23 protein-coding genes are annotated in these 26306 nt (G+C 73.9%); 14 read left to right on the forward strand and 9 right to left on the reverse strand.

Features of this window, described 5'->3' with window-relative positions; translation table 11 throughout:
• The first annotated feature begins 207 nt into the window (after nt 1-207).
• The gene (locus ACFUK0_RS13915) at nt 208-1269 is read left to right on the forward strand and encodes an NlpC/P60 family protein (RefSeq protein WP_380249606.1); all 1062 of its coding nucleotides are present in this window, start codon (nt 208-210) and stop codon (nt 1267-1269) included.
• Nucleotides 1270-1340: 71 nt separating this feature from the next.
• Nucleotides 1341-2582 (forward strand): hypothetical protein, encoded by a 1242-nt coding sequence (locus ACFUK0_RS13920; protein WP_380249608.1) that lies wholly within the window; start codon nt 1341-1343, stop codon nt 2580-2582.
• A 58-nt stretch (nt 2583-2640) separates the two neighbouring features.
• Here ACFUK0_RS13920 and ACFUK0_RS13925 read toward each other — a convergent pair whose 3' ends face one another.
• A complete protein-coding gene (locus ACFUK0_RS13925) occupies nt 2641-4053 on the reverse strand; it encodes a glycosyltransferase 87 family protein (protein ID WP_380249610.1) in 1413 nt (470 codons plus the stop codon).
• 231 nt (nt 4054-4284) lie between these two features.
• Between ACFUK0_RS13925 and ACFUK0_RS13930 the strand changes: the two genes are divergently transcribed.
• Nucleotides 4285-5421, forward strand: coding sequence for a glycosyltransferase family 4 protein (locus tag ACFUK0_RS13930; protein ID WP_380249612.1), 1137 nt, complete (start codon nt 4285-4287; stop codon nt 5419-5421).
• 66 nt (nt 5422-5487) lie between these two features.
• On the opposite strand, the gene ACFUK0_RS13935 is transcribed toward ACFUK0_RS13930, so the two are convergent.
• Nucleotides 5488-7281, reverse strand: coding sequence for an AMP-dependent synthetase/ligase (locus tag ACFUK0_RS13935; RefSeq protein ID WP_380249614.1), 1794 nt, complete (start codon nt 7279-7281; stop codon nt 5488-5490).
• Between the two features lie 294 nt (nt 7282-7575).
• Here ACFUK0_RS13935 and ACFUK0_RS13940 point away from each other — a divergent pair, with 294 nt between their 5' ends.
• From ACFUK0_RS13940 to ACFUK0_RS13960, 5 genes are all read left to right on the forward strand, one after another.
• A complete protein-coding gene (locus tag ACFUK0_RS13940; RefSeq protein ID WP_380249616.1) occupies nt 7576-8010 on the forward strand; it encodes an SRPBCC family protein in 435 nt (144 codons plus the stop codon).
• A gap of 61 nt (nt 8011-8071) precedes the next feature.
• A complete protein-coding gene (locus ACFUK0_RS13945; RefSeq protein ID WP_380249618.1) occupies nt 8072-9280 on the forward strand; it encodes an ArsA family ATPase in 1209 nt (402 codons plus the stop codon).
• A gap of 68 nt (nt 9281-9348) precedes the next feature.
• A complete protein-coding gene (locus tag ACFUK0_RS13950; protein WP_380249620.1) occupies nt 9349-9777 on the forward strand; it encodes a DUF5304 family protein in 429 nt (142 codons plus the stop codon).
• A gap of 193 nt (nt 9778-9970) precedes the next feature.
• Nucleotides 9971-10915, forward strand: coding sequence for an ROK family glucokinase (locus ACFUK0_RS13955; protein WP_380249622.1), 945 nt, complete (start codon nt 9971-9973; stop codon nt 10913-10915).
• A 155-nt stretch (nt 10916-11070) separates the two neighbouring features.
• Complete coding sequence (locus ACFUK0_RS13960; RefSeq protein ID WP_380249624.1) at nt 11071-11853, forward strand: endonuclease/exonuclease/phosphatase family protein; 783 nt, start codon at nt 11071-11073, stop codon at nt 11851-11853.
• Nucleotides 11854-11865: 12 nt separating this feature from the next.
• Here the strand turns inward: ACFUK0_RS13960 and ACFUK0_RS13965 are convergent, their stop codons facing one another.
• The 3 genes from ACFUK0_RS13965 to ACFUK0_RS13975 all read right to left on the reverse strand — a co-directional run bounded on the left by ACFUK0_RS13965 (nt 11866) and on the right by ACFUK0_RS13975 (nt 14463).
• Nucleotides 11866-12849 (reverse strand): DUF4352 domain-containing protein, encoded by a 984-nt coding sequence (locus ACFUK0_RS13965; RefSeq protein WP_380249626.1) that lies wholly within the window; start codon nt 12847-12849, stop codon nt 11866-11868.
• A gap of 117 nt (nt 12850-12966) precedes the next feature.
• The gene (locus ACFUK0_RS13970; protein ID WP_380249628.1) at nt 12967-13653 is read right to left on the reverse strand and encodes a hypothetical protein; all 687 of its coding nucleotides are present in this window, start codon (nt 13651-13653) and stop codon (nt 12967-12969) included.
• A 15-nt stretch (nt 13654-13668) separates the two neighbouring features.
• A complete protein-coding gene (locus tag ACFUK0_RS13975; RefSeq protein ID WP_380249630.1) occupies nt 13669-14463 on the reverse strand; it encodes an alpha/beta hydrolase in 795 nt (264 codons plus the stop codon).
• A 181-nt stretch (nt 14464-14644) separates the two neighbouring features.
• Here ACFUK0_RS13975 and ACFUK0_RS13980 point away from each other — a divergent pair, with 181 nt between their 5' ends.
• From ACFUK0_RS13980 to ACFUK0_RS13990, 3 genes are read left to right on the forward strand one after another with little or no spacing between them, the layout of a single operon-like run.
• A complete protein-coding gene (locus ACFUK0_RS13980; protein WP_380249632.1) occupies nt 14645-15463 on the forward strand; it encodes a lysophospholipid acyltransferase family protein in 819 nt (272 codons plus the stop codon).
• Nucleotides 15464-15484: 21 nt separating this feature from the next.
• Nucleotides 15485-16732: a MacS family sensor histidine kinase gene (gene macS, locus ACFUK0_RS13985; RefSeq protein WP_380249634.1), complete on the forward strand. Its 1248-nt coding sequence runs from the start codon at nt 15485-15487 to the stop codon at nt 16730-16732.
• Nucleotides 16729-17400, forward strand: coding sequence for a response regulator (locus tag ACFUK0_RS13990; protein ID WP_380249636.1), 672 nt, complete (start codon nt 16729-16731; stop codon nt 17398-17400). The genes macS and ACFUK0_RS13990 overlap by 4 nt, the downstream gene beginning before the upstream one ends.
• 69 nt (nt 17401-17469) lie before the next feature.
• Here the strand turns inward: ACFUK0_RS13990 and ACFUK0_RS13995 are convergent, their stop codons facing one another.
• The gene (locus ACFUK0_RS13995; RefSeq protein WP_380249638.1) at nt 17470-19413 is read right to left on the reverse strand and encodes an anthranilate synthase family protein; all 1944 of its coding nucleotides are present in this window, start codon (nt 19411-19413) and stop codon (nt 17470-17472) included.
• A 303-nt stretch (nt 19414-19716) separates the two neighbouring features.
• Here ACFUK0_RS13995 and ACFUK0_RS14000 point away from each other — a divergent pair, with 303 nt between their 5' ends.
• Nucleotides 19717-21069, forward strand: coding sequence for a class II 3-deoxy-7-phosphoheptulonate synthase (locus ACFUK0_RS14000; protein ID WP_380249640.1), 1353 nt, complete (start codon nt 19717-19719; stop codon nt 21067-21069).
• Nucleotides 21070-21283: 214 nt separating this feature from the next.
• The gene (locus ACFUK0_RS14005) at nt 21284-21580 is read left to right on the forward strand and encodes a bacterioferritin-associated ferredoxin (protein ID WP_380249642.1); all 297 of its coding nucleotides are present in this window, start codon (nt 21284-21286) and stop codon (nt 21578-21580) included.
• Nucleotides 21581-21613: 33 nt separating this feature from the next.
• Here ACFUK0_RS14005 and bfr read toward each other — a convergent pair whose 3' ends face one another.
• Nucleotides 21614-22093 carry a bacterioferritin gene (gene bfr / locus ACFUK0_RS14010; protein ID WP_380249644.1) on the reverse strand — a complete coding sequence of 160 codons (480 nt, stop codon included), beginning with the start codon at nt 22091-22093 and terminating at the stop codon, nt 21614-21616.
• 203 nt (nt 22094-22296) lie between these two features.
• On the opposite strand from bfr, the gene ACFUK0_RS14015 reads away from it, so the two are divergent.
• Nucleotides 22297-22926: a molybdopterin-dependent oxidoreductase gene (locus ACFUK0_RS14015; protein ID WP_380249646.1), complete on the forward strand. Its 630-nt coding sequence runs from the start codon at nt 22297-22299 to the stop codon at nt 22924-22926.
• Between the two features lie 9 nt (nt 22927-22935).
• Here the strand turns inward: ACFUK0_RS14015 and ACFUK0_RS14020 are convergent, their stop codons facing one another.
• On the reverse strand, nt 22936-24312 hold the full coding sequence (locus tag ACFUK0_RS14020) for an FAD-binding oxidoreductase (RefSeq protein ID WP_380249648.1): 1377 nt from the start codon (nt 24310-24312) through the stop codon (nt 22936-22938).
• Between the two features lie 135 nt (nt 24313-24447).
• On the reverse strand, nt 24448-26205 hold the full coding sequence (gene pknB, locus ACFUK0_RS14025) for a Stk1 family PASTA domain-containing Ser/Thr kinase (protein WP_380249715.1): 1758 nt from the start codon (nt 26203-26205) through the stop codon (nt 24448-24450).
• Between the last annotated feature and the right edge of the window lie 101 nt (nt 26206-26306).

Below are 26306 nucleotides of genomic sequence, written 5' to 3' on the forward strand. Positions count from 1 at the left end.
GGCCCGGCCCCCGTTTCGTCCGGGGGCCGGGCCTGCGGCTTTCGGCTGTCCCGGACGAATGTCCGATTGAGGGTCAAATATTCGGGTTGGGAGGGGTTTGGACTCGATCGCGCCGACTCGCTAACGTCTGCCACCAGGCCTCCGCTCCGACGGCCGCCCACCCCGGGCGGCGGCGGGTGCCGGGCCGCAGGAATGGAGCCGCGCCGCATGGCGATGCACCGTCACCAAGTTCCAGGTGTGCACACGCTGGTCCGCGCGCTGGTGCTCACCGCCGCCGCCAGTACGGCGCTGGGTGTGACGGCCGGCGGCAGCGCCCTCGCCAGCCCCGGCGGGCCCGGCGGGCCGCCTGAGAAGAAGGACGTCAAGGCCCAGGTCGACCGCCTCTACGACGAGGCCGAACAGGCCTCCGAGAAGTACAACGCCGCCCAGGAGTACCAGCGCCGTCTGCAGGCCGAGACGGGCTCCCTCCAGGAGCAGGTCGCGCTGGCCCAGAACGAGGTCAACCAGCTGCGCGGCGAACTCGCCACCGTCGCGGGCGCCCAGTACCGGGCCGGCGGGATCGGCCCGGCCGCCCAGCTGATGCTGGCCTCCGACCCGGCGGGCTACCTCTCCCGGGCCCGCAGCCTCGACCAGGTCGCCGAGCGGCAGAGCGAGACGCTGCACGACGTGGCCGACCGCCAGCGCCGGCTCGACCAGCGCCGGGCCGAGGCCACCGGCAAGCTCTCCGAGCTGGAGGAGGCCCGCCGGGCGCTGGCCGACAACAAGCAGCAGATCCAGGACCGGCTCGCCAAGGCCCAGAAGCTGCTCAACAGCCTCGGTGCCACCGGCCGGGCCAGACTCGTCGCCCAGGACGCCAGGGAGGCCGAGCAGCGCGCCACCCGGGGCACCGACCGGCTCGATCTCGGAACCGCCCCGCCCGCCTCGGACCGCGCCGCCGCGGCGCTGGCCGCAGCCGTCGCCCGGATCGGCTCCCCGTACGTCTACGGCGCCTCGGGGCCCGGCGCCTTCGACTGTTCGGGTCTGATGTACTGGAGCTGGCGGCAGGCCGGAGTGACCCTGCCGCGGACGTCACAGGGCCAGGCCTACGCGGGCCGGCGGGTCGCTCTCTCCGACGCACAGCCGGGAGACCTGGTGATCTTCTACGGGGACAGGCACCACGTCGGCATGTACGCCGGCGGGGGAGTCGTCGTGCACGCCCCCTACCCCGGTGCCCGGGTCCGCTACGAGAGCGTCAGCGCGATGCCCGTCACGGGGGTGGTCCGGCTCTGAGCCGCACCCTTCCGCACCCGGCGGACGACACCGGCGACCTGCCCCGCGAACGCGCCGGGGCGGGTCGCTCCGTGCTGCCCGCGGCCGCGCCGCTCTCCCGGCGCGGGGCACTGCTGCTCGCCGCCGGCGGCCTGGCCCAGCTCTCGCTGCCGCCCGCCGCCCCCGCACCCCCGCCTGCGCCCGCCGCCGGCCTGCCCGGGGCGGCGGTGACGGCCCTGCTGGCCGCCCGCGCCACCGCGCTGCGCACGCATGACGGCGCCGCGCTCACCGCCACCAGCACCGTGACCGCCCGGGCCGGCCAGTTCGGCCTGCTGGCCGCGCTCGCCGCCGTCCCGCTGGCCGGGCTGGAGTACCGGAGCCCCGTCGTCAGCGGCTCGGTCGCGGGTGGAGCGGCCACCGTCACCGCCGAACTCGCGGTACGGATCGAGGGCCACGACGGGTACCCGGCGCTGTTCGCCCGGCGGCTCACGCTCGCCGAGGAGTCCGGCGGCTGGCGGGTCGCGGGGGAGGAGACGGCCGGCGGCGCCGTACCGCTCTGGGACCTGGGCGCGGTGCAGGCCGCCGCCGGAGCGCACTGCCTGGTGCTGGCCACCGCGGGCGGCCCGGCGGCCCCCGCGGCCCTCGCCGAGGTGGGGGACCGCGCGGTGACGGCCGTCAGCGCCGTCTGGGGCGGCGGCTGGGCCGGCCGGCTGCTGCTGGAACTGCCCGCCACCGAGGAGCAGTTCGCCCGCCTGCTGGACGTCCCCGCGGCCGACTGGACGGAGATGGCGGCCGTCACCACCGCGGCGGCCGGCGCACCCCGGCAGACTCCCGCCGACCGCGTCCTGGTCAACCCGGACGCGTACGGCAGGCTCAGCGCCGTCGGCCGGCAGGTCGTCACCACCCACGAGGCGACCCACGTCGCGACCCGCGCCGACACCCGCCCCTGGACGCCGCTCTGGCTCTCCGAGGGCGCCGCCGACTGGACGGGCTACCTGGACACCGGCCGCACGCCCCGGCAGATCGCCCCCGAACTCGCCCGGGCCGTCGCCGCCGGGCAGCTGCCCTCGGCCCTGCCCGCGGACGCGGACTTCGCGGCCGGCGCACCCGGCATCGCGCGGACGTACGAGCTGGCCTGGCTGGCCTGCGACCTGATCGCCCGCAGGTACGGGCCGTCGAAACTGGTCGCCTTCTACCGCGCGGTCGGGGCGGCCGGCGAGGGCGCCGGGCGCGAGCAGCAGCTCGACCGGGTGCTGCGGGCGGAGCTGGGCACCGGGCTCGGCGAGTTCACCGGCGACTGGGTCGCCGAGGCGCACCGGCTGTTCGCGGCCTAGCCCGTACCGGGGGGCCGCAGGATCGGGCTGTCGAGCCCGCACCGGCGGGACTCGGCGCTCAGCGCTCGGCGCCCGCCGTGGGCCGGTCGATGCCGTCCAGCAGGTCCTGCTCGTAGGCGATGCCCGGCCGGACGGGGTAGGCGGCCGTGACGGCCGCCGGCTCCGCCACGGGGACGAGGACCACCGTCGGGGCGGCCACCGGGCCCCGGGTGGAGCGCCACAGGCGGACGCAGGACAGCACCGCGGCGGCCAGCAGCAGCAGGTTGCGCAGCCCCAGCACGATCACGCCCCACGGGTGGCTCCCGGTCACCTGGCCGAACAGCACCGGGAACTCCAGCGTGGTCAGCGGGGTGGCGATCAGGATCAGCACCGCCACCGGCCGCTGGCTGGTGCCCCGGACGGTCAGGCAGACCGCCGCCACGCCGACCAGCCAGACCAGGTACTGCGGGCTGATCACCCGGCTGGTCACGGTGAACACCAGCAGGGCGGCGAGCGCCGCGTCGTACGTGGTGGCGGCCGTGCGGCGCTTCGTGGTGAGCCGCCAGAACAGCAGCCACGCGAAGCCGGCCAGCGTCCCGGCCACCATCACCTTGGAGATCACGCCGACCCACGGCCCGAGCATCTCGGTCGAGCCGTAGTTCATCTTCACCTGGCCGTCCCAGGCACCGGCCATCCGCGCGAAGTGCAGCGGCATGGCCCCCAGCGACTCGACCTCGATGCCGCGGTCCTTCTGGAACATCAGGAACTCGAAGGCGCCGTTCATCCCGGCGGCCAGCAGGAAGCCCAGGCTCCCGGCGGTCGCCGCGGCGGCCGTCCAGGAGCGGCGGGTGCGCCGGCCGGAGGGGGTGCCGACCAGGGCCAGCAGCGGCCAGATCTTGATGATGCCGCCGAGGCCGAGCAGCATCCCGCCGATCGCGGGCCGCCGCAGCAGCGCCAGCAGCCCCGCGACGCAGAGCGCCGTGACCAGGATGTCGTACCGGTTGTAGATCATCGGGCCGAGCAGCGGCACTCCGGCCACCCAGACCCAGGCCCCGGTGAAGCTGCGGCCCCTGCGCAGGCCGGCCCGCAGCAGCAGGCCCATGGTCAGCGCGTCCACCACGCCGCAGACCACCCAGAACGACACCAGGTAGGACCAGGGCAGCAGCCCCGGCAGCATGATCACCAGGGCGGCCCCGGGCGGGTACTGCCAGGTCACGTCGTCCAGCGGGAAGGTGCCCGTCTGCAGGACGCCGTACCAGCCGTGGTAGATCACCCAGACGTCGGTGCTGACGTCCCCCATCAGCCGGATGACGCCGGTCACCATCAGCAGCAGCAGAGTGCGGCTGGCCACCCAGCCGGCCCCGAGCGCCCACAGGGCACCGCCGGCCGCCCGGGGAGCGGCGGGGACCGGAACCGGCCCGGTCGCGGCGTCGGTGCTGTGGCCGTCGGCGCTGCTGGATCTGCCGGGCTTGCCGGCCTGGGCCAACTCCACTGCGCTCCCTCGTTCGTCTCGGACACCCTTGCCGCAGGCGCCGCGCGACGCCGGGGGCCCTGCGGCCGGCGCTGGAACCAGCCGGCCGCGGCCCACCTGTTGCTAGGACGGACCCGGGGGGGAAACGGTTGCCGTACGTCGTTCCGTTCCCGGCGGGTCGTGCTGTTGACCTATCGTACGGATCACCGAGCGGTACACCGAGCACCCCCCGACCGAGCGAGCCGTGGCCTGATGCACAAGACCCTGATCGTCACCAACGACTTCCCGCCCCGGCCCGGCGGTATCCAGGCCTTCGTCCACAATATGGCAGTACGTCAGCCCGCCGGGAGCATCGTGGTGTACGCCTCCACCTGGCGCGACGGCGCCGAGTGCGCCCGCTTCGACGCCGAGCAGCCGTTCCCGGTGATCCGCGACCGCACAAAGGTGATGGTTCCCACACCGCGGGTCACCCGTCGGGCGGCCGAGATCCTGAAGGCGGAGAGCTGCGACTCGGTGTGGTTCGGCGCCGCCGCCCCGCTGGGCCTGATGTCCCCCGCGCTGCGCCGGGCCGGCGCCGGGCGGCTGCTCGGCATGACCCACGGGCACGAGGCGGCCTGGGCGCAGCTGCCCGGCTCCCGGCAGCTGCTGCGCCGGATCGGGGCCGGCACCGACACCCTCACCTACCTCGGCGAGTACACCCGCTCCCGGATCGCCGCCGCCGTCGGGCCCGAGGCCGCCGCCCGGATGGTGCAGCTGCCACCCGGCGTCGACGAGCAGACCTTCCACCCCGGCTCCGGCGGGCCCGAACTGCGCCGCCGGCTCGGCCTGGCGGACCGCCCGGTCGTGGTCTGCGTCTCGCGCCTGGTGCCGCGCAAGGGCCAGGACACGCTGATCGAGGCGATGCCGCAGATCCTCGCCGCGCTGCCGGACACCGTGCTGCTGATCGTCGGCGGCGGGCCCTACCAGGGCGACCTGGAGAAGCTGGCGGACGCCCGGGGCGTGCGCGCCTCGGTGCGCTTCACCGGGGCGGTGCCCTGGTCGGAGCTGCCCGCGCACTACGGCGCCGGGGACGTCTTCGCGATGCCCTGCCGCACCCGCCGGGGCGGGCTGGACGTCGAGGGCCTCGGCATCGTCTACCTGGAGGCCTCGGCGACCGGCCTGCCGGTGGTGGCGGGCGACTCCGGCGGCGCGCCGGACGCCGTGCTGGAGGGCGAGACGGGGTACGTGGTGCCGGGCCGCTCCGCGGCGGACGCGGCCGAGCGGATCGTCCGGCTGCTGAACGACGAGGCGCTCCGCCGGCGGCTCGGCGAGGCCGGCCGGCGCTGGGTGGAGCGCTCCTGGCGGTGGGACCTGCTGGCCGGGCGGCTGACCACGCTGCTGGCCGCGTAGCGCACGGCCGACGGCCCGCGCGGCCTTCGGGGCCGTGCGGGCCGTTCGTCGTGCCGTGCGGGCGCGTCAGCGCCGGTAGAGGGCCTCGACCTCGGCCGCGAAGTCCTTCAGCACCAGGTTGCGCTTGAGCTTGAGCGACGGCGTGAGGTGCCCGCCGGCCTCCGAGAAGACGGTGTCGAGCAGCCGGAACTTCTTCACCGCCTCGGCGGCCGACACGGCGGCGTTGCCGTCGTCGATCGCGGACTGCACGGCGGCCAGCAGGTCCGCGTCCTCGCGCAGCTCGGCGACGGTCGCGCCGGCCGGCTTGCCGTTCAGCTCCTTCCACTTCGGGAAGAAGTCCTCGTCGAGCGTCACCAGGCAGGCGATGAACGGCTTGCGGTCGCCGACCACCATGACCTCGCCGACCAGCGCGTGCGCCCGGATGCGGTCCTCGATCACGGCGGGGGCGACGTTCTTGCCGCCCGCGGTGACGATGATCTCCTTCTTGCGGCCGGTGATCGACAGGTAGCCGTCCTCGTCCAGGCTGCCGAGGTCACCGGTGGCGAACCAGCCGTCCTGCAGGGCGTCCGCGCTGGCCTGCGGGTTGTTCCAGTAGCCGGTGAAGACCTGCGGGCCCTTGAGCAGCACCTCGCCGTCCTCGGCGATCCGCACGGCGGAGCCGGGCAGCGGCTGGCCGACGGTGCCGATCTTCGGCCGGTCGTGCGGGTTGAAGGCGGTCGCCGCACACGTCTCGGTCAGGCCGTAGCCCTCCAGCACGGTGAAGCCGATGCCCCGGTAGAAGTGCCCGAGGCGCTCGCCGAGCGGGGCGCCGCCGGAGATCGCGTGGGTGGCCCGGCCGCCGAGTGCCGCGCGCAGCTTGCTGTAGACCAGCTTGTCGAAGAGCTTGTGCCGGAGTCTCAGCGCGAGGCCCGCGCGGCCGTGGTCCAGCGCGCGGCTGTACGCGATCGCGGTGTCGGCGGCCTTGTCGAAGATCTTGCCCTTGCCGTCCGCCTGGGCCTTGGCCCGTGCGGTGTTGTAGACCTTCTCGAAGACCCGCGGCACCCCGAGGATCAGCGTCGGGCGGAACGAGGCCAGCTCGGCCGTGACGTCCTTGATCTCCGACACGTGGCCGAGCTTGATCGGGGCGATCGCCGCCGCGATCTCGGCGATCCGGCCGAGCACGTGGGCGAGCGGGAGGAACAGCAGGACGGAACTCTCGCCGGTGCGGAACAGCGGCTCCAGGCGGGCCGTCACGTTGCCCAGCTCGGCCAGGAAGTTGCCGTGGGTCAGCTGGCAGCCCTTCGGGCGCCCGGTGGTGCCCGAGGTGTACACGATGGTGGCGATCGAGTCGGCGCCCGCGGTGGACCGGCGCTCGGTCACCGTGGTCGCGGCGACCTTGGCACCGGCCTCGGCGAGCGCGGCCAGCGCGCCCCGCTCGATCTGCCAGGTCTGCTTCAGCTCCGGCAGCCGCTCGCGGACCTGCTCGACCACGGCGGCGTGCGCGTCGGTCTCGGTCAGCACGGCGACGGCGCCGGAGTCGCCGAGGATCCACTCCACCTGCTCGGCGGAGGACGTCTCGTACACCGGCACGGTGATCGCACCCGCGGACCAGATCGCGAAGTCCAGCAGCGTCCACTCGTACCTGGTGCGGGACATGACACCGACCCGGTCACCGGGGGCGATGCCGGCCGCGATCAGGCCCTTGGCGGCGGAGTGCACCTCGGCCAGGAACTGTGCGGCGGTGAGGTCGGTCCACTGCCCGTCCACCTTGCGGCTGAGCACCGCGACACCGGGGTGCCGTTCGGCGTTCTGGTGCACCAGGTCGGAGAGGTTACCGCCGCTCGGTACCTGGTAGAGGGCCGGAAGACTGAAGTCGAGCAAGACTGCTCCTCGTTCGCGACGCTGCGGGACGCCAGGACGTTACTGCCCGGTAGGCGGGTTCGGCCAGGGGGGTCGGCTCCGGTGTTCGAAGTGTCACACCTTCGCAGCTCCGGCCAGGCCCCGACCGGGTCGTTCGAATGGCACCCTACGGCAGCGCCGAGGTGACCTGCCGGTAGCCCCGGCACCGGCCTGACGGGCCGTGGGCGGAGCCGTTCGCCGATCGCGATAGCCTGCCCTGGGCGGACAGCCGACCAGCACGCACCGGATCACCGGATTACGCGGAGGGCCATACCAATGGCGGAGCACACCAGGGCGAGCATCACCATCGACGCGACCCCGGCCGAGGTCATGGCCGTGATCGCCGACTTCGCGGCCTACCCGGCCTGGACGGGCGAGGTCAAGGAGATCGAGGTGCTGGAGAGCGACGCCGACGGCCGCGGTGCCCGGGTCCGCCTGCTGCTGGACGCCGGTGCCATCCGCGACGAGCACGTCCTCGCCTACACCTGGGACGGCGACCGCCAGGTCGGCTGGACCCTGGTCAAGAGCCAGATGCTCCGCACCCTCGACGGCTCCTACACGCTGGCCCCGCTGGCCGGCGGCGGCACCGAGGTCACGTACCAGCTCGCCGTCGACGTCAAGATCCCGATGCTCGGCATGATCAAGCGCAAGGCCGAGAAGGTCATCATCGACCGCGCGCTGGACGGCCTGAAGAAGCGCGTCGAGGGCTGACGGCGACCGGGCCGGAGCAGGCACCAGCACGACAGGGCGACAGGACGACGGGACAACGACCATGACGGCATCCGCCACCGGATCGGACCCGGCGCTGCCGGCCCGCACCGTCCTCGTCAGCGGTGACAGCCCGGCGACCGCCGTCGTCGCCGCCGCCACCGCGCTGCACGCCGCCCGCCGCGGCCTGCGCACCGTGCTGCTCGCCGCCGACGACCCGCACCGCACCCTCGACACCCTGCTCGGCACCCGCCTGCACGCCGAGCCGGCCCCGTACGCGCCCGGCCTCACCGTCGCCAGGACGGACGAGCAGGCCGTCTTCCGCCGCGCCTACGGCGAGGTCGCCGGCCGGCTCAAGCCCGCCCTCGACCTGCTCGGCGCCGGGGAACTCGACCCGGAGGAGCTCACCGCCCTCCCCGGCACCGGCCGGCTCGCCCTGCTGCACGCCCTGCACGGCTTCGACGCGGACGTGCTGGTCGTCGCCGCGCCGCCGCCCGCCGAACTGACCGCCGCCCTCGCCCTGCCCGAACAGCTCGACCGCTACCTCGCCCGGCTGCTTCCCGAGCAGCGCCAGGCCGCCCGCGCGCTGCGCCCGCTGCTGGCCGCCGTCGCGGGCGTCCCGATGCCCGCCGAATGGCTCTACGAGGCCCGTGGCAGGGCGGCCGCCGCCCTCGGCCGGGCCGGCGCGGCGGTCACCGCCCCCGGCACCTCCGTCCGGCTGGTCGTCGAGGCCGCGAACCTGCGGCCGGAGGAGCTGCGCCGGATCCGGGCCGGCCTCGCCCTGCACGGCCACCGGCCGGACGCCGTCGTCGTGCACGGCGCGCTGCCGGCCGGGGCGGCCGGCTCGCCCGACCCGTGGCTCGCCGGCCGGGCCCGCCACCAGGAGGAGCAACTGGCCGCGCTGGCCGCCGAACTGGCCGGCACGCCGCTGCTCACCAGCCGGGAGCCCGAGCTGACCCTGGAGGGCGTGGCGGCCGGGCTGTACGGCGACGGCCCCGGCCCGGCCCCGGCCCGGCCGGCGCCCCGGACGGTCGAGGACCGCCTCGCCGAGGACGGCCTGCTGCTCTGGCACCTCGCCCTGCCCGGCGCCGACCGCGCCGACCTGGACCTCGTGCGGCGCGGCGACGAACTGGTCGTCGGGATCGGCGCGTACCGCCGCATCCTGGCCCTGCCGTCCGCGCTGCGCCGCTGCACGGTGGCCGGTGCCGGACTGGCGGACGGCGTACTGACGGTGCGCTTCGCACCCGACCCGGCGCTCTGGCCGAGGGGCTGACCGGCCCGCTTCCGGTAGCGTCGAAGGTGGCGGCCGCGCGTGCGGCCGCAGCTGAGGAGGCGCCCGCGATGACCACTGCCGACGACCGGACCACCCGGCCCGGCGACGACCCGGCCGGTGAGCGCACCGGAGACCGGGCCGGCGACCCCACCGGAGAGCGGGCTTCGGCCGGCCACCCGTTCGGACCGGACTTCGGCCCGCTGGTCGACGAGGTCCGCCGGTTCGCGAACGCCGTCGGCGAGAAGGCCCAGGAGGTCGGTGCCCAGGAGTTCGCCGCGGCGGCCCTCGGCTCCCTCACCTCCCTGGCCGAGCTGCCCGGAACCCTGCGCGGGAAGCACCCCGAGGTCTACGGGCACCTGTCCGCGGCCGGGGGCGAGCTGCTCGCCGCCTACCGTGCGGCCGTCTCGGGACATGAACGCCGATGGTCAAGCCGGGACGAGGCCCGGAGTGAGCACATCGACCTCGATACGCCCGAAGGGCCGTTCGCCAAGGAGTGAATCCCCTGGTCAGACATGGTCACGCAGGGGGAAACCCTGCTGACGCAGTGAATCAAAACGTACGACTTTTGAAAGCGGACGGCCATGTTCCCAGGGACTTGCTTTCGGATAATGTAGGCGCCGGTGTGTACGGGAGCGGCGCTGGACGGTACCTTTCCGTGCAGCGGGAACGAGATGAATAGCTGAGGGACACATGGCTCTGACCATCGGCGTCGATGTCGGCGGTACCAAGATTGCGGCCGGCGTGGTCGACGAGGCAGGCGAAATCCTGGCCAGGACCCGGGTACCCACCCCGGCCGACCCCCAGTGGGCGGTCGACGCCATCGCGCAGGCAGTACGCGAGCTCAAGGAGCTCCACCCGGACGTGGAGGCGGTGGGCGTAGGGGCCCCCGGCTTCGTCGACCGCGACCGCTCCACGGTGATCTTCGCGCCCAACATCGACTGGGAGAACGAGCCGCTCAAGGCCCGGATCGAGGAGCTCACCGGCCTCGACACGGTCGTCGAGAACGACGCCAACTGTGCGGCCTGGGCCGAGTTCAGGTTCGGCGCGGCGGCCACCCACGACGACATGGTGCTGATCACCGTCGGCACCGGCATCGGCGGCGGCATCGTCCTCGACGGCCGCCTGCACCGCGGCCGGTTCGGCGTGGCCGGCGAGATCGGCCACCTCAACATGGTCCCGGACGGCCTGCTCTGCGGCTGCGGCGGCAAGGGCTGCTGGGAGCAGTACGGCTCGGGCCGCGCGCTGCGCCGCTACGGCCGGGAGAAGGCCGCCGCCGACCCGGTGCGCGGCAAGCGGATGCTGTCGCTCAACGACGACGTCGCCGAGACCATCCGCGGCATCCACATCACCGAGGCCGCCGAGGCCGGCGACCCGCTGGCGCTGGAGTGCTACGACGAGCTGGCCGACTGGCTCGGCCGCGGCATGGCCGACCTCGCCGCGCTGTTCGACCCGGGCGTCTTCGTGCTCGGCGGCGGCGTCTCCGACTCCGGCCGGCTGCTGCTCGACCCGGTCGCCAAGGCCTTCCAGCGCTACCTGACGGGCGGCGTCCACCGCCCGCGCGCCGAGGTCGTGCTGGCCTCGATGGGATCCGCCGCCGGCATCGCCGGCGCCGGGGACCTGGCCCGTACGGTCTGACCCACCACGGATCCCGAGGATCCGGCAGTACCTCCGCCGACGGCGGGGCGGGAGCCCTCACCCCGCCCCGCCGTCGCGGCGTTTCGGCCCCGCCCGGGCCGGCGGCGGGCCTATCGTGACGGGCGGACCGCCCGAGCCGCAGCAGGGACGACACCGTGACCGAACAGCCCGCACCCCCCGCACCGCCCGCACCGCCCGCGCTGCCCGCCTCCGGACCGGGGCCGGACGGCAGCCGCCGGGTGCGCCTGCTCAGCTACAACATCCGCTCGCTGCGCGACGACCGGCGCGCCCTCGCCCGGGTGATCCGCGCCTGCGACCCCGATCTCGTCTGCATCCAGGAAGCCCCGCGCTACTGGCGGCCCGAGGGCCAGGCCCGGTGGCTCGCCCGGCGGACGGGCACGGTGGTCCTCTCCGGCGGCGGACGCACCGCGGCCGGCCCGCTGCTGCTCGGCCGGCCCGGCGTCGAGGTGCTCTCCGTCCACGACCGGCTGCTGCCGAAGACCCGCGGCCTGCACGCCCGCGGCTTCGCCACGGCCGTCGTCCGGGTGGCCGGCAGCGCCCCGCTCTCGGTGACCAGCTGCCACCTCAGCCTGGACGCCGCCGAGCGGTACTCCCAGTTCCTGCTGCTGCCCGGCCAGGCCGCCCTCGCCGGGCACGGCGTGATCGGCGGCGACCTCAACGAGCACCCCGACGGCCCCGGCTGGCAGTGGCTCGCCGGGCACCTCCGGGACGGCCACCCGGCCGCACCCTGGGGCGGCACCTTCACATCCGTCCCCGCGAACCCCTACCAGCGCATCGACGCCGTCTTCGCCACACCCGGCCTGCGCGTCCTCGCCTGCGGCGTCCCGCACGGCCTGCCCGGCGTCACCGGACCCGACCTGCTGGCCGCCACCGACCACCTCCCGCTGCTCGCCGTCCTGGAGATCCCGGCGGGGTAGCGGCGAACCCGGTCAGTGCAGGTCGGCACTGACGATCACACCGCCGCGCACGGTGTAGGTGCCGGTGAACACCTTGTGGCTCCCGTCGCTCTGCACGGCGTCCAGGACGACGCTCACGGTGGAGCCGGTCGCCCCGATCACGGTGAGATCGTCCCTGGCGGTGGTGGCAAACCCGGCCACGAAGTCCGTGTAGGAGTGGTTCAGGTTCCGGCCGCCGAGAGCCCAGGCCGTGCGGTAGTCCTTGGCGTTGACGGCCGCGTAGTAGGCCTCGACGGTTGCCCGCGCGCCGGCGGCCGGTGTGCTGGACACGGTGGCCGCACCCGATGCGGCGGACGGCGACGCGGCGGACGGAGAGACCGCAGGAGCGGAGGCGGCCGGTCCGCTGCGCACCGAGGCGTCGACCAGCCACTGCCCGGTGTTGTCGGCGAGGCCGGAGTCGAGCGTGAACTGGACCTTCGCCACGGTCGAGGCGGCCGGCAGCTGGAACGTGAGGAACCCGAGCCCCGTGTCGCCGGGGGCGATCGTGACGATGCCGGGGAATCCCGGCCCTGCGGCGGTGTCCGTGAACGTGGCGTTGAAGGCCTGGCCCTGGGTGTCGATCACCTGGGCGCCGTTGGACGGGGAGTCTGAGTACGGGGCGGTGCCCACGTTGTGCAGGCTGAACTGCACGGCCGCCAGCCGGTTGCCGGCGCCCGGCGTCGAGAACTGGTCCTTCGCCGCCGCCGGGTCCACCACCCGCGTCACCGTCACCGCCATCCGGGCGCCCTGCCCGCTGCCGCGCAGCTCCACGGTGTCCCCGACCCGGGCCTGCGAGGTGGACGGTGACGCCGAGGCAGCCCCGGTGGTGCCGGCCGCGGAGCCGCTGACCGGGGAGCCGGTTGCCGGGGAGGTGACGGCGGGCCTGGTCTCGACCGTGTGCGAGGAGCAGCCCGCCACGGCGGCCAGGCCCAGTGCGGCGAGCGCGGAGGCGGAACGTAACGCAAGGGACGGGCGCACGGCGATCGCCTCCCGGGAGGCCCCCGGCGGACAGGCGTGGGGCTGCTGCCCCGCCCCACCACCGTAGGCGGCGCGCCGCCCGGCCGCCCGGCCGCGCGGCCGGGCGGGGTGGCCCGGTCAGACCACTGCGCCGCCGTGCGGGTCCGGGGGTTCGTCCTCGTCGTCGCTCTTCATCCGGGCGACGAGGGTGACGAAGCCGCCGAGGAAGGCGCTCACGCCGACCCAGGCGGGCCAGCCGGCGACCTCCTGCCAGAAGACGGCGTCGAACAGCAGCAGGGCCGGGCCGCCGAGCACGGCGAGCCAGGCGAACTTGGAGGTGACGTCGCCCTCCGGCAGCGGCGGCGGCTCCGGGGGGACGAAGTGGCCCTCGTCCGGGTCCTCGGCAGCCTCGTAGTCGCGCGGGCCGGCGGCCGGCACGGCGGGCTGGGACGGCCGGGGGCGCGGCTGCGGGGCCAGGTCGGAGAGATCGCCGGGGGTGGCCGCGGAGCCGCCCTTGAAGCCCTTGTGCTCGCCCTTGGCGCGGAGGTTCTCGACCTCGGGCCAGTCCGGGTTGTTGAGGTCGACGGGGTCGTCGAACTGGGCGACCAGGGCGGCGAAGATCTCGTCCGCCTCGGCCTGGCTGCGTTCCGGCAGGCGGCGGTCCGGCGACGGCCCCTCGCCGGTGGTGGCGCCGGTGGCGTCGGTGTCCTCGCCGGTGCTCGCGCCGTCGTCCGGGCGCGGGCCGGCCTGCTCCTCGGCAGCCTTCTTCAGACCGTCCTCGCGGGGCGGGTCTTCCTCGCCGCCCGCCGTGCTGCTCTCGTGCACTTCCGGCCCTTCAGCTCAGCCCTGGTGATCGTCGGATTCGACCCGGGTGGCGCCCGCCGCGTGCGCCGGGGCCAGCCGTCGGATGAAGTCCAGACTCGCCCCGAATATTTCCGCCGCGTCGTGGTCCAGCGTCGCGACGTGGAAACTGCGCTCGCACAACCGCTCGGTCACGTCGGTCGAGGATATCCGGGCGAGCACCAGTTCCGAGTTGGCCGGCGAGACCACGTGGTCCTGCGGGCTGCGGAACAGCAGCACCGGCTGGCGAATCTGCGCCAGCCTGCCCTGGACGTCCTTCCACAACCGGGACAACGACCAGGCGGCGTGCAAGGGTGTGCGGTCGTAGCCGATCTCGCGGGAACCCTCCAGCGCGATGTCATTGGCCACCCCGGGCAGGCTCGGTACCAGGTGCCGCAGCACCGGCAGCAGGACGGCCGCCGGGTTGTCCGAGCGCACCGACGGGTTGACCAGGACCAGCCCGGCCACCGCGGGGCCGTGCAGGGCCGCCAGCCGCAGGGCCAGCGAGCCGCCCATCGACAGGGCGAACACGAAGACCTGCTCGCAGCTCTCGGAGAGGGCGAGGAACTCCCGCTCGACCTCGGCGTACCAGTCCTCCCAGCGCGTCACCTGCATGTCCTGCCAGACGGTGCCGTGACCGGGGAGCAGCGGGACGGAGACGGTCAGCCCGGCCTCGGCCAGGTGTTGCGCCCAGGGCAGCAGCGACTGCGGGGATCCGGTGAAACCGTGACAGAGGAGGACGCCGACCGGGCCGCCCTGGTGGCGGTACGGCTCGGCACCGGGCAGCAGCGGCATGAGCGGGTGCTCCTTCGCGGATCCGGGCGGTGCGGCCGCGCGGATGGCCCGGGCGGGAGCGCTGGAGCCGCATCGTCCCACGCGACCCCGGGCCGCGTACACCCCGCCGGGGCGGGGCGCGGCGCGTGGGCGGGCCGCTGGGCATTAGGATCGACCGGTCCGCTAAACAGGAGGCCCGGCCTTGTTCTACCGACTGATGAAGATGATCGTCGCGCCATTGCTACGGATCTTCTTCCGGCCGTGGATGGAGGGGGCGGAGAACATTCCGGAGGAGGGCGCCGCGATCATCGCGAGCAACCACCTCTCCTTCTCGGACTCCTTCTTCCTCCCCGCGCTGATGAAGCGCCGGGTCACGTTCATCGCGAAGGCCGAGTACTTCAACACCCCCGGCCTCAAGGGCAAGCTCACCGCAGCCTTCTTCAAGGGCGTCGGCCAGCTGCCGGTGGACCGCTCGGGTGTCCGGGGCGCCGGTGAGGCGGCCATCCGCAGCGCCGTCGCGGTGATCGACCGCGGGGAGCTGTTCGGCGTCTACCCCGAGGGCACCCGCTCGCCCGACGGCAAGCTGTACCGGGGCAAGGTCGGCGGCCTGGCGCGGGTCGCGCTGGCCACCGGCGCACCCGTGATCCCGGTGGCGATGATCGACACCGAGAAGGTCCAGCCGCCCGGCCAGGTCGTCCCCAACTTCGGTATCCGCCCGGGCATCCGGATCGGCCGCCCGCTGGACTTCTCCCGCTACCACGGCATGGAGAACGACCGCTTCATCCTGCGTTCGGTGACGGACGAGGTGATGTACGAGATCATGCGGCTGTCCGGCCAGGAGTACGTGGACATCTACGCGACCGCCGCCAAGCGGCAGATCTCCGAGGACAAGAAGCGCGCCGACGCCGAGCGCAAGGCCGCCCAGAAGGCCGAACAGGCCGTGCTGAAGGCGGAGAAGGCCGAGGCGGACGCCGCGGAGGCGAAGGCGCAGGCCGAGCAGCAGGAGGACGGTCAGGCCTAGCGCCTGCCGGGGGGAGAGCAGATGACGGACGGCAGCGGCAGAACCGGCGCCGGCACGGCCGCGGGCGGCGCGCTCGTGCAGGCCGCCGCCGGGCCCGCGGGCGTCGGGGCCGCCGTGGCGGCCGGCGGCATGTCGGTCGAACTGCCGCTCTGGCGCGCGATCTCGTACTTCCGGCTGCTGGCGCTCGGCTACGCCGTGCTCCGCTACCTCGACTCCTACCTGGAGTTCGTGCACCCGGTCGCCGGCTGGATCTACATGGGCGCCCTGATCCTCTGGACGCTCGCCACCGTCCGGGCCTTCGCCGGTCCGCAGCGGTGCACCTGGTACGTGCTCGGCACCGACCTCACGGTGGCGGTGACGGGCGTGGTGATGAGCGGCATGGTCGACTCGCCGGACCGCATCCAGCGCGGCGCGCTCACCCTCCCGACCATCTGGGCGGCCAGTACGGTGCTCGGCTTCGCCGCGAAGGGCGGCTGGCGCCCGGCGGCCTTCGCGGGCACGCTGATCGGCATCGCCAACATCTTCAGCCACGGCGGGTTCACCGGCGACAACGTCCACAACATCGTGCTGCTGATGGTGGCGGGCTGCGCCATCGGCTACGTGATCGAACTGGCCCGCGCCAGCGAGGCGACGCTGACCCGGGCGCTCCAGGTGGAGTCGGCCACCCGCGAGCGAGAGCGGCTCTCCCGGGACATCCACGACGGGGTGCTGCAGGTGCTGGCGCTCGTCCAGCGGCGCGGCGGCGAACTGGAACAGGGCGGCCGGGACACCGGTTTCGCCGAACTCGGCCGGCTGGCCGGCGAGCAGGAGCGGGCGCTGCGCACCCTGATGACCGGCGGGCCGCTGCCGCACCAGCGCGGGGCGGCCCCGGCCGGCCCCACGGACCTGCGGGCCCTGCTGGCCCCTTACGCGGCCGAGCTGGTCACGGTGTCCGCGCCCGGCACACCGGTGCTGCTGCCGGGCCCGGCCGCGGCCGAGGTGGCCGCCGCCGTGGGCGCGGCCCTGGACAACGTACGGCGGCACGCGGGCCCCGGCGCACGCGCCTGGATCCTGCTGGAGGACGAGCCGCAGGCGGTGACGGTCAGCATCCGCGACGACGGCCCCGGCTTCCCGGCGGGCCGGCTCGGCGAGGCCGAGCGGGCCGGGCGGCTCGGTGTCTCGCAGTCGATCCGGGGCCGGCTGCTGGACCTCGGCGGCAGTGCCGAGCTGTACTCGGTGCCGGGCGAGGGCGTCGAGGTCGAACTGAAGGTCCCGAGGGAGGGCGCATGACGGTGGAACAGGCCGCGCTGAGGGTCATGGTGGTGGACGACCACCCGATGTGGCGCGAGGGGGTCTCGCGGGACCTGGCCGAGGCGGGCCTCGACGTGGTGGCCACCGCCGGGGATGGCGAGGAGGCCGTCCGCCGGGCGCGCGCCTGCACCCCGCAGGTGATCGTCCTGGACCTCAACCTGCCCGGCCTGCCCGGTGTCGAGGTGTGCCGCCAGGTGGTCGCGCAGGACCCGTCGGTGCGGGTGCTGGTGCTCTCCGCGAGCGGCGAGCACGCCGACGTCCTGGAGGCGGTGAAGTCCGGTGCGACCGGCTACCTGGTCAAGTCGGCCGGGCGGGACGAACTGCTGGACGCGGTCCGCCGCACCGCCGTCGGCGACGCCGTCTTCACCCCGGGGCTGGCCGGCCTGGTGCTGGGCGAGTTCCGCCGCCTCGCCGCCGAGCCCGGGCCGGCCTCGGCGCCGGCCGTGCCGCAGCTGACCGCCCGGGAGACCGAGGTACTGCGGCTGGTCGCCAAGGGCCTGTCGTACCGGCAGATCGCCGACCGCCTGGTGCTCTCGCACCGTACGGTGCAGAACCACGTGCAGAACACCCTGGGCAAGCTCCAGCTGCACAACCGGGTGGAACTGGTGCGCTACGCGATCGAGCAGGGGCTGGACGACGAGGTCTGAGACCCCGCCGCCCCGGCCCCGCGACCTGCCCCGCGTCCGGCCCCGCCGCCCCGGGTCCGGCCGTGGCGGTCAGACCCCCAGCCCGGCCACCACGCCGCTCCCGCGCAGCAGTTCGGCGACGATCTCGACGCCCTCCCGGGTGAGCACCGACTCGGGGTGGAACTGCAGGCCGGCGAAGCCGGGTCCGCGCAGCGCGTGCACGTCGCCGGTGGCCGGGTCGCGCGCGACCTCGACCCCGCCGGCGGCGAGCCGGGCCGCGTCGGCGTCCGAGCAGCGCGCGGTGAAGGTGTTGTAGAAGCCGACGGTCCGCCGGGCCCCGAACAGGTCGATGCGCTCCTGCGCGCCCTGGTACGGCACGGCCTTGCGGGCCAGCGGCAGCCCGAGCTCGGCGGAGAGCAGCTGGTGGCTGAGGCAGACGGCGAGCAGCGGCGCGGTGCGGGTGCCGGCCCGCACGGCGGCCAGCGCGTCCGCCACGATCGGGCGCAGCAGCGCCATCTTGGGGTCGGCGGCGTCCGCCGGGTCGCCGGGGCCGGGGCCGAGCACGAGCGCCCCGGGGTGGGCGGCGACGAGCTCGCGCAGGCCGGGAGTGTCGTAGCGGAGCACCGACACCCGGTGCCCGAGCGAGGTCAGCAGGTGGGCGAGCATCGAGGTGAAGGTGTCCTCGCCGTCCACCACCAGCGTGCGGTGCGGCTCGGTGACGGCGACCGGGTCCTGCATCCGCAGCCAGAACGGCGCGAGGCCGGCGCGCCGGGAGTCCAGCGCCGCCTGCACCCGGTGGTCGTCGGAGAGCCGGGGCCCGCCGGGCCGGGGCAGCCGGGCGGGCGCGGGGCGGGCGCCGATCGCGGTGAGCACCCCGGCGGCCTTGGCGTGGGTCTCGGCGACCTCGGAGTCCGGGTCGGAGTGCCGGACGAGGGTCGCGCCGACCCGGACGACCAGGCCGCCGGTGGCCGGGTCGATGTCGGCGGTGCGGATGCAGATCGGCGAGTCCATCAGCTGCCCGCCGCTGCCGGAGCGGCCGATCAGGGCCAGCGCGCCGGAGTAGTAGCCGCGGCCGGCGGCCTCGTAGCGCTTGATCACCCGGGTGGCGTTCTGCACCGGGCTGCCGGTGACGGTCGCCGCGAACATGGTCTCCTTCAGCACCTCCCGGACGTCCAGCGAGGTGCGCCCGCGCAGCTCGTACTCGGTGTGCGCGAGATGGGCCATCTCCTTGAGGCGGGGGCCGAGCACCTGGCCGCCGAGGTCGCCGACGGTGCACATCATCTTGAGCTCCTCGTCGACCACCATGGTGAGCTCCTCCAGCTCCTTGGGGTCGTGCAGGAACTCGAGCAGCGAGTCGATGCCGGGGCCGGCCGCCGGATAGCGGTAGGTGCCGGAGATCGGGTTCATCACGACCGTCCCGCCGGCCTGGCGCACGTGCACCTCGGGCGACGCGCCGACCAGGATCCGCTCCCCGGTGTGGACCAGGAACGTCCAGTAGGCGCCGCGCTCCTGCTCCAGCAGCCGGCGGAACAGCGAGAGGGCGAGCGCGGGGGAGAAGTCGTCGAGGGTCGCGGTGAAGTCCCGCCGGATGACGAAGTTGGCACCCTCGCCGCGCCCGATCTCGTCCCGGATCACCCGGCGGACGATCTCCGCGTACTCGTCGTCCTGGATGTCGAAGGCACCGCCGGAGAGCGAGACCGGCAGCTGCGGCAGCGCGGGCAGCAGCTCGGCCAGCGGGAACGCGTACTGCTCGTCCACCGAGATCGCCTGCAGGGGCGTGCCGTCGTCGTGGGCGTCGAAGCCGCGTTCGCGGATCTGCCGGTACGGGACGAGCGCGAGCAGGTCGTGACGCGGCCCCTCGGCCGGGACGCCGGCCCGTACGGGCAGGTCGGCGAGCTGCTCGTACGAGCCGGCCGTGCCGAGCAGCACCTCGACCGTGTCCGGCGCGAGCCGGGGCGCGCGGCGGTGCAGCAGGGCGAAGGCGGGGGCGCCCGGGGCGGTCAGGCGGGCGAGCAGGGCTGTGGGACTGGTCACGGTTTCGGCTTCCTTCCGGGAAGGGCTCGGGTGCGGGTGCTGGGGTCCGCTTCCGGGAGGGCCGACTGCTCTCGATACGCAGAAGGCCGCCCCGAGGGGCGGCCGTCGTGTCGTCAGGGACGCGCTATCGGTGGGCCACCTCGGGGATGGTCCACCACCAGGAGAAGGTGTGCGGCGCGTTCATAGGGCAGAGCGTAGCGGATGGACCGCGGGAGTGAGAGGGATCACGGATTTGTCCGGGCGCCGTCTCATCCACCGGTCAGCTCGCACAATTCGGTTGTCACACCCCGTAGCCTTGGCTTTGTGACCGTGACAACTGAGACATCTAGGACTGGCCACTCTTGGCAGTCCCTGCCCGCGGCGCAGCAGCCTGAATGGCCGGATTCTGAGGCGCTGCGCAAGGCTCTTGCAGACCTCGCCTCGTATCCGCCGCTCGTCTTCGCAGGCGAGTGCGACCAGCTGCGCGCCCGGCTCGGTGCCGTCGCGCGTGGCGAGGCCTTCCTGCTCCAGGGCGGCGACTGTGCGGAGGCCTTCGACGGCGTGTCCGCCGAGCAGATCCGCAACAAGCTCAAGACCCTGCTGCAGATGGCCGCCGTGCTGACATACGCCGCCTCCGTGCCGGTGGTCAAGGTCGGCCGGATCGCGGGCCAGTACTCCAAGCCGCGCTCCAAGTCGACCGAGACCCGCGACGGCGTGACGCTGCCGGTCTACCGGGGCGACTCGGTGAACGGCTTCGACTTCACCCCCGAGTCCCGGATCCCGGACCCGGAGCGCCTGAAGCGGATGTACAACGCCTCCGCCGCGACGCTCAACCTGGTGCGCGCCTTCACCACCGGCGGCTACGCCGACCTGCGCCAGGTGCACGCCTGGAACCAGGACTTCGTGCGCAACTCGCCCTCCGGGCAGCGCTACGAGTCGCTGGCCAAGGAGATCGACAACGCGCTGGCCTTCATGCAGGCCTGCGGGGTCGCTCCGGAGGAGTTCAAGACCGTCGAGTTCTACTCCTCGCACGAGGCGCTGGTGCTCGACTACGAGACCGCGCTGACCCGCGTGGACTCGCGCACCGGTGACCTCTACGACGTCTCCGGGCACATGGTCTGGATCGGCGAGCGCACCCGCCAGCTGGACGGGGCGCACATCGAGTTCGCCTCGAAGATCCGCAACCCGATCGGCGTGAAGCTCGGCCCGACCACCACGGTCGACGAGGCGCTCACCCTGATCGAGCGGCTCGACCCCGACCGGGAGCCCGGCCGGCTCACCTTCATCACCCGGATGGGCGCGGGCAAGGTCCGCGAGCACCTGCCCGCCCTGGTGGAGAAGGTCACCGCGTCCGGCGCCAAGCCGGTGTGGATCTGCGACCCGATGCACGGCAACACCTTCGAGGCCTCCAGCGGCCACAAGACCCGCCGCTTCGACGACGTGCTCGACGAGGTCAAGGGCTTCTTCGAGGTGCACCGCGCGCTCGGCACCCACCCGGGCGGCATCCACGTGGAGCTGACCGGCGACGACGTCACCGAGTGCGTCGGCGGCGGCGACGAGGTGCTGGTCGACGACCTGCACCAGCGCTACGAGACGGCCTGCGACCCGCGGCTCAACCGCAGCCAGTCGCTCGACCTCGCGTTCCTGGTGGCGGAGATGTACCGCGGCGGCAACTGACCGCGGCGGCAACTGACCGCGGCGGCCGCGATGCGCCCCTGATGTGACGAAGGCCCCTCCGGATTCGGGACTCCCGAGACCGGAGGGGCTTTTTCGTACCCGGATCGCCGGGTAAGGTAAGGCTTAGTGAACTGAGGCAAGCCTTGGTTGATCATCCCGGAGCTGCTCCGGGCCGCCCTGGAACCACTCCTCGAATCCCCTGGGAGAGACCGCGATGTACGTGTGCATGTGTCATGCGGTCACCGAGGACCAGGTGAAGAAGGCGATCGACGCGGGCGCCAGCAGTCCCCGGCAGATAGCCAGGGGCTGCAAGGCCGGTACCGACTGCGGCTCGTGCGTGCGGCGGATCCAGGCCCTGCTGGGCGAGCACGGCGCGCGGCCCTGCCCGACCGCCAGGCTCGCCTCGAAGCTGGGCCTGGCCGCCCCGGAGGCGCCGGCGGAGCCGCAGGTCGCCCAGGCGCCGCTGCCGGCCGTCCGGGTGCTGGAGCCGAGCCCGCTGCGCGCGGCCTGAGCCCGCGCCGCCCCGTCACTCGCGCTCCCCGGGTCAGGACTCCGGCTGCTCGATCAGCTGGGCCAGGTAGAGCGCCTCGCCGAGCTTCTCCAGCAGTTCCAGCTGGGTGTCGAGGTAGTCGATGTGGTGCTCCTCGTCGGCGAGGATCGACTCGAAGATGTTCGCCGAGGTGACGTCGTTCTTGGCGCGCATCACGACGATCCCGCGCCGCAGCCGGTCGATCGCCTCCACCTCGACCTGGCGGTCCGCCTCGAACATCTCCTTGACGGTCTGGCCGACCCGCACGTGGAAGAGCCGCTGGTAGTTCGGCAGTCCGTCCAGGAAGAGGATCCGGTCGGTCAGGATCTCGGCGTGCTTCATCTCGTCGAACGACTCGTGCCGGGTGTACTTCGCGAGCTTCGTCCAGCCGAAGTTCTCCTGCATCTTGGCGTGCAGGAAGTACTGGTTGATGGCGGTGAGTTCGGCGGTGAGCTGCTCGTTGAGGAACTCGATGACCTCGGGGTCACCCTTCATGGCGTCTGCCTTCCTGCTGTACGTCCGGATCCACGGCTGCCCGCATCCTGGCACCGCTCTGGGGGGTATTTCCAGTAAGTTCACACTCACTCGGACATGTGTCGGAATATCCGTTTTTCGCGTAATTGATCCACCCGGGCGGGCGCATACCCCTGAAGAGGGGCGCGCGCTGCGCCCGGCGCGCCGTCTGTCACCATGGAGTCATGGGTCAGTCCGAACAAGAACCACCTCCGCCGTCTGACCCGAGACTCCCCCCGGGCCAGCGCCTGCAACGCGGCTGGCCCGTCCTGCACTACGGGCCCGTTCCCCGTTTCAAGCCGCTGACCTGGGACTTCCAGGTGTTCGGGGCGACCGCCTCGGCCGAGAAGCACAGCTGGGACTTCGACGGCTTCCAGGCCCTGCCGCGCACCACCGTGCACGCGGACCTGCACTGCGTCACCCGCTTCTCGATGCTCGGCAACGACTGGACGGGCGTGCCGGCCTCGGCCGTCCTCGAACACGTGCCCCCCGCCCACGGCGTCACCCATGTGATGGTCTGGGCCGAGTACGGCTACAGCGCCAACCTCCGGCTGGCGGACTTCGCCGACCCGCGCACCGTGTTCGCGACCCACCACGACGGCGAGCCGCTGACCGTCGAGCACGGCTTTCCCGTCCGGCTCGTGGTGCCGCAGCTGTACGCCTGGAAGGGCCCCAAGTGGGTCCGCGCGGTGGAGTACATGCGGGCCGACCGCCGGGGCTTCTGGGAGGAGCGCGGCTACCACAACCGCGCCGACCCGTGGGCCGAGAAGCGCTTCTCCTACCAGGAGGAGCCCGGCGACGGGCCGCTGCGCTGAGGCGCCGGGTCAGGCAGCCGGCTTGATGTTCTGGTTGAGGTGGAACAGGTTGTCCGGGTCGTAGGTCCGCTTCACCGCCGCCAGCCGGGCGTAGTTGCCCCGGTAGTTGGCCTCGACGCGGTCCTGGTCGTCGGCGCCCATGAAGTTGACGTAGCCGCCCGGTTCGGAGTGCGGCGACAGGGCCGTGTAGTAGTCCCGCACCCAGGCGCTCTTCTCCTCGTCGCCGGCCGGATCGTCCCACACGGCCAGGATGACGGTGGAGAACGCCGCCTCCCGGTACGAGTAGGCGGTGGCCTCCGGCGCGACCCGCTGGGGGGCCCCGTTGAGCGGGTAGATGTGCGTGGTCGAGCTGAGCGTCGGCACCTGGGGCCCGTGCTCCAGGTGCACCGCGATCGCCTCGTCGGTCAGCTCGGTCGCGAAGCTGCCCTTCCAGTACTCCCGCAGCCCCGGCGGCAGCAGCGCGTCGAAGGCGCTGTTGATCGCCGGGTACGGCATCGGCCCGACCGCCTCGGCGACCCGGGGCGCCAGGTCGCGCAGCGGCCGGAGCACCCGGTCCGCGTCCTCCGGCGGGCCGGACCAGCAGACCACGACGATGCCCAGGACGTCGCCGTGCCGGTTCTCGGGGATGAACGGCAGCGGCGGTGCGGTCTGGAAGCCGGGGAACAGGAAGAGCTGCTCGGGAGCGTCCCTGATGAACTCCCGGTAGAAGCGCAGGATGCTCCCCATGTGCTCCAGCTCGAACAGCATCGGGCCGGCCACCACCGGGCCGACCGGGCTGAGCCGGTACTCGAACGACGTCACGGCACCGAAGTTCCCGCCGCCCCCGCGGAGTGCCCAGAACAGGTCCGGGTGCCGCTCGGCATCGGTGGTCAGGAACCTGCCGTCGGCCGTCACCACGTCGGCGGACACCAGGTTGTCGCAGGTCAGCCCGAGGTGCCGGCACAGGTAGCCGAAGCCGCCGCCGAGGGTCAGCCCGGCGATGCCGGTGGTGGAGACGATCCCGCCGGTGGTGGCGAGCCCGAAGGCGCTGGTGGCGGCGTTGAAGTCGCCCCAGGTCGCGCCCGGATCGGCGCGGGCCGTCAGGTTCGCCGGGTCGACCCGCACCCCGCGCAGGCCGGACAGGTCGGCCACCACGCCGCCGTCGCAGGTGCCGAAGCCGGGCGCGCTGTGCCCGCCGCCGCGTACCGCGAGGTCCAGGCCCGTCTCGCGGGCGTAGTCGACGGCCGCCATCACGTCGCCGGCGTTGGCGCACCGGACGACGGCCGCCGGCCTGCGGTCGGCGGTCGCGTTGTAGACCTTGCGGGCCTCGTCGTAGCCGTCGTCGTCAGGGGTGACCACGGCACCCCGGGCGCGTTCTCTCAAGTCCTCGATGGTGGGCCCGGCCATGGCTACCACTCCTTCGTACCGGCCGTGCGACGCCCCGTCCGGAAGTCCCGGCGCTGCGGGCGGCGGTCGGCAGGGGAGAGCGCGGCAGCGGCGCGGCGGGGCCTCGTTCCACGCTACGCCGATCGGCGTGGAGTCTCAGATCAGCGGGAAGGTGAGCACCACGGTGGTGCCCTGTGGGCGGCGCTGGCCGGCCGCCGGGTTCTGGTCGGAGACCTTGCCGGTGCCGAACAGGTTGAGGCCGTTGCTCTGCACCTTGAACCCGGCCTCCTCCAGGGCCTTCGTCGCGTCGTCCTTGGACATCCCGCCCACGTCGGGCACCGGCACCATGCCCTTGCTGACCACCAGCGAGACCGGCGTGTTCTCCGGCACCTGCTCCCCGGCCGCAGGCGAGCTGCTGATCACCGACCCCTGCGCGACGGTGTCGCTGTACTCCTCGCTGCCCGTCCCCACCGCCAGCTGCCGGCCGGCCAGCGCCTGCCGGGCCTGGTCGGCGCTCCTCCCCGTGACGTCCGGTACGGGGATCCGCTTCGGCCCCCGCGAGACGGTGACGGCGACGGCGTCGCTCTTGCGCACCCGCTGCCCGACGCCGGGATCGGCGGCGATCACCTGCCCGGCCGGCACGCTCTCGCTGTACACCTCGGTGAAACGGCCCTGCAGCCCGGCCGCGTCCAGCACGGACACGGCCTGCGGCCGGCTCTGCCCGAGCACGCCCGGCACCGTCGTGTACAGCGCGCTGGACAGCGTGTACGTGGCACCGCCGACCAGCAGCAGCACGGCGGCCAGCACGGCGGCCCAGACCAGCGGCTTGCGCGAGCGCCGCGGGCCCGGCCGGCGCGCGGCGCGCCCCCGGCGGGCGGCCGGCGGCTCGTCGTACGGGCGGGGAGCGGTGAGCAGCCCGTCCAGCAGCTCCGGCGGCACGTCCAGCACGCTGGTGTGCTCCACCGGCGAGTGGATCACCGAGGTCGCCTCGGTGGTCGGGTACGCCGGGCTCGGCCGGGTGGAGGCGGGCGGCTCGGCGTCGAGCTGCGCCGGGGTCAGGCTGCGGCGCACCCGCTGCAGCGCGGCGAGCAGCTCGACCGCGTCGTACGGGCGCCCCCGCGGGTCGCGGGCGGTCGCGGAGGCCACTATCGCGTCCAGCTCCGGCCCGGTCGCCGGGTTGCCGAGGGACGGCGCGGGCACGTCCTCGTGCAGGTGGCGGTAGATCACCTGGGCGGCGTTCTCGCCGGTGTGCGGCTTGCCGCCGGTGAGCATCTCGTACAGCAGGATGCCCGCCGCGTAGACGTCCACCCGCTGGTCGGTGGCCTCGTCCGAGCGGATCTGCTCCGGCGCCAGGTAGGAGACCGTGCCCAGCAGGGCGCCGCTCGCGGAGGTGCCGCCGGCGGCCGCCCCCTCCGCGCCGTTGAGCAGCCGGACCAGCCCGAAGTCGGCGACCTTGACCAGCCCGCCGTCGGTGATCAGGATGTTCTCCGGCTTGACGTCCCGGTGGACGAGGCCGGCCCGGTGGGCCGAGCCGAGCGCGGCGAGCACCGGCTCCAGGATGTCCAGCGCCGCCCGGACGGACAGCGCGCCCCGGTCGCTCAGCAGGTCGCGCAGGGTGCGGCCGGGCACGTACTCCATCGCCAGGAACACCGCCGCCCCGTCGGCGCCCTGGTCGAACACGTTCACCACGTTCGGGTGCGAGAGCCGGGCCACGGCCTTGGCCTCGCGGATGAACCGGCCGGTGAAGTCGGCGTCCCCGGCGAGCGAGGGGTGCATCACCTTCAGCGCCACCACCCGGTCGAGCCGGGTGTCGGTACCCCGGTAGACGGTGGCCATCCCGCCGGTCGCGATGCGCTGCTCGACCCGGTACCGGCCGTCCAGCAGGGTACCGATCAGCGGGTCGTGCAGTGCCATGTCCACCCCGGCAGTCTAGGCGGGCCGGCGGCCGCGGCCCCGGGCGGACACCGCGGCCCGGGGCGCTTGTGCCCGGCTTGTGACACGTACGCGACCCTTCT

The organism is Kitasatospora sp. NPDC057223 (assembly GCF_042669755.1).
Lineage (GTDB): Bacteria > Actinomycetota > Actinomycetes > Streptomycetales > Streptomycetaceae > Kitasatospora.

Coding starts and splice junctions, on each gene's coding strand:
- ACFUK0_RS13915 (WP_380249606.1), top strand. CDS start 208: ATGGCGATGCACCGTCACCAAGTTCCAGGTGTGCACACGCTGGTCCGC.
- ACFUK0_RS13930 (WP_380249612.1), top strand. CDS start 4,285: ATGCACAAGACCCTGATCGTCACCAACGACTTCCCGCCCCGGCCCGGC.
- ACFUK0_RS13940 (WP_380249616.1), top strand. CDS start 7,576: ATGGCGGAGCACACCAGGGCGAGCATCACCATCGACGCGACCCCGGCC.
- ACFUK0_RS13945 (WP_380249618.1), top strand. CDS start 8,072: ATGACGGCATCCGCCACCGGATCGGACCCGGCGCTGCCGGCCCGCACC.
- ACFUK0_RS13950 (WP_380249620.1), top strand. CDS start 9,349: ATGACCACTGCCGACGACCGGACCACCCGGCCCGGCGACGACCCGGCC.
- ACFUK0_RS13955 (WP_380249622.1), top strand. CDS start 9,971: ATGGCTCTGACCATCGGCGTCGATGTCGGCGGTACCAAGATTGCGGCC.
- ACFUK0_RS13975 (WP_380249630.1), bottom strand. CDS start 14,463: ATGCCGCTGCTGCCCGGTGCCGAGCCGTACCGCCACCAGGGCGGCCCG.
- macS (WP_380249634.1), top strand. CDS start 15,485: ATGACGGACGGCAGCGGCAGAACCGGCGCCGGCACGGCCGCGGGCGGC.
- ACFUK0_RS13990 (WP_380249636.1), top strand. CDS start 16,729: ATGACGGTGGAACAGGCCGCGCTGAGGGTCATGGTGGTGGACGACCAC.
- ACFUK0_RS14005 (WP_380249642.1), top strand. CDS start 21,284: ATGTACGTGTGCATGTGTCATGCGGTCACCGAGGACCAGGTGAAGAAG.
- bfr (WP_380249644.1), bottom strand. CDS start 22,093: ATGAAGGGTGACCCCGAGGTCATCGAGTTCCTCAACGAGCAGCTCACC.
- ACFUK0_RS14015 (WP_380249646.1), top strand. CDS start 22,297: ATGGGTCAGTCCGAACAAGAACCACCTCCGCCGTCTGACCCGAGACTC.
- ACFUK0_RS14020 (WP_380249648.1), bottom strand. CDS start 24,312: ATGGCCGGGCCCACCATCGAGGACTTGAGAGAACGCGCCCGGGGTGCC.
- pknB (WP_380249715.1), bottom strand. CDS start 26,205: ATGGCACTGCACGACCCGCTGATCGGTACCCTGCTGGACGGCCGGTAC.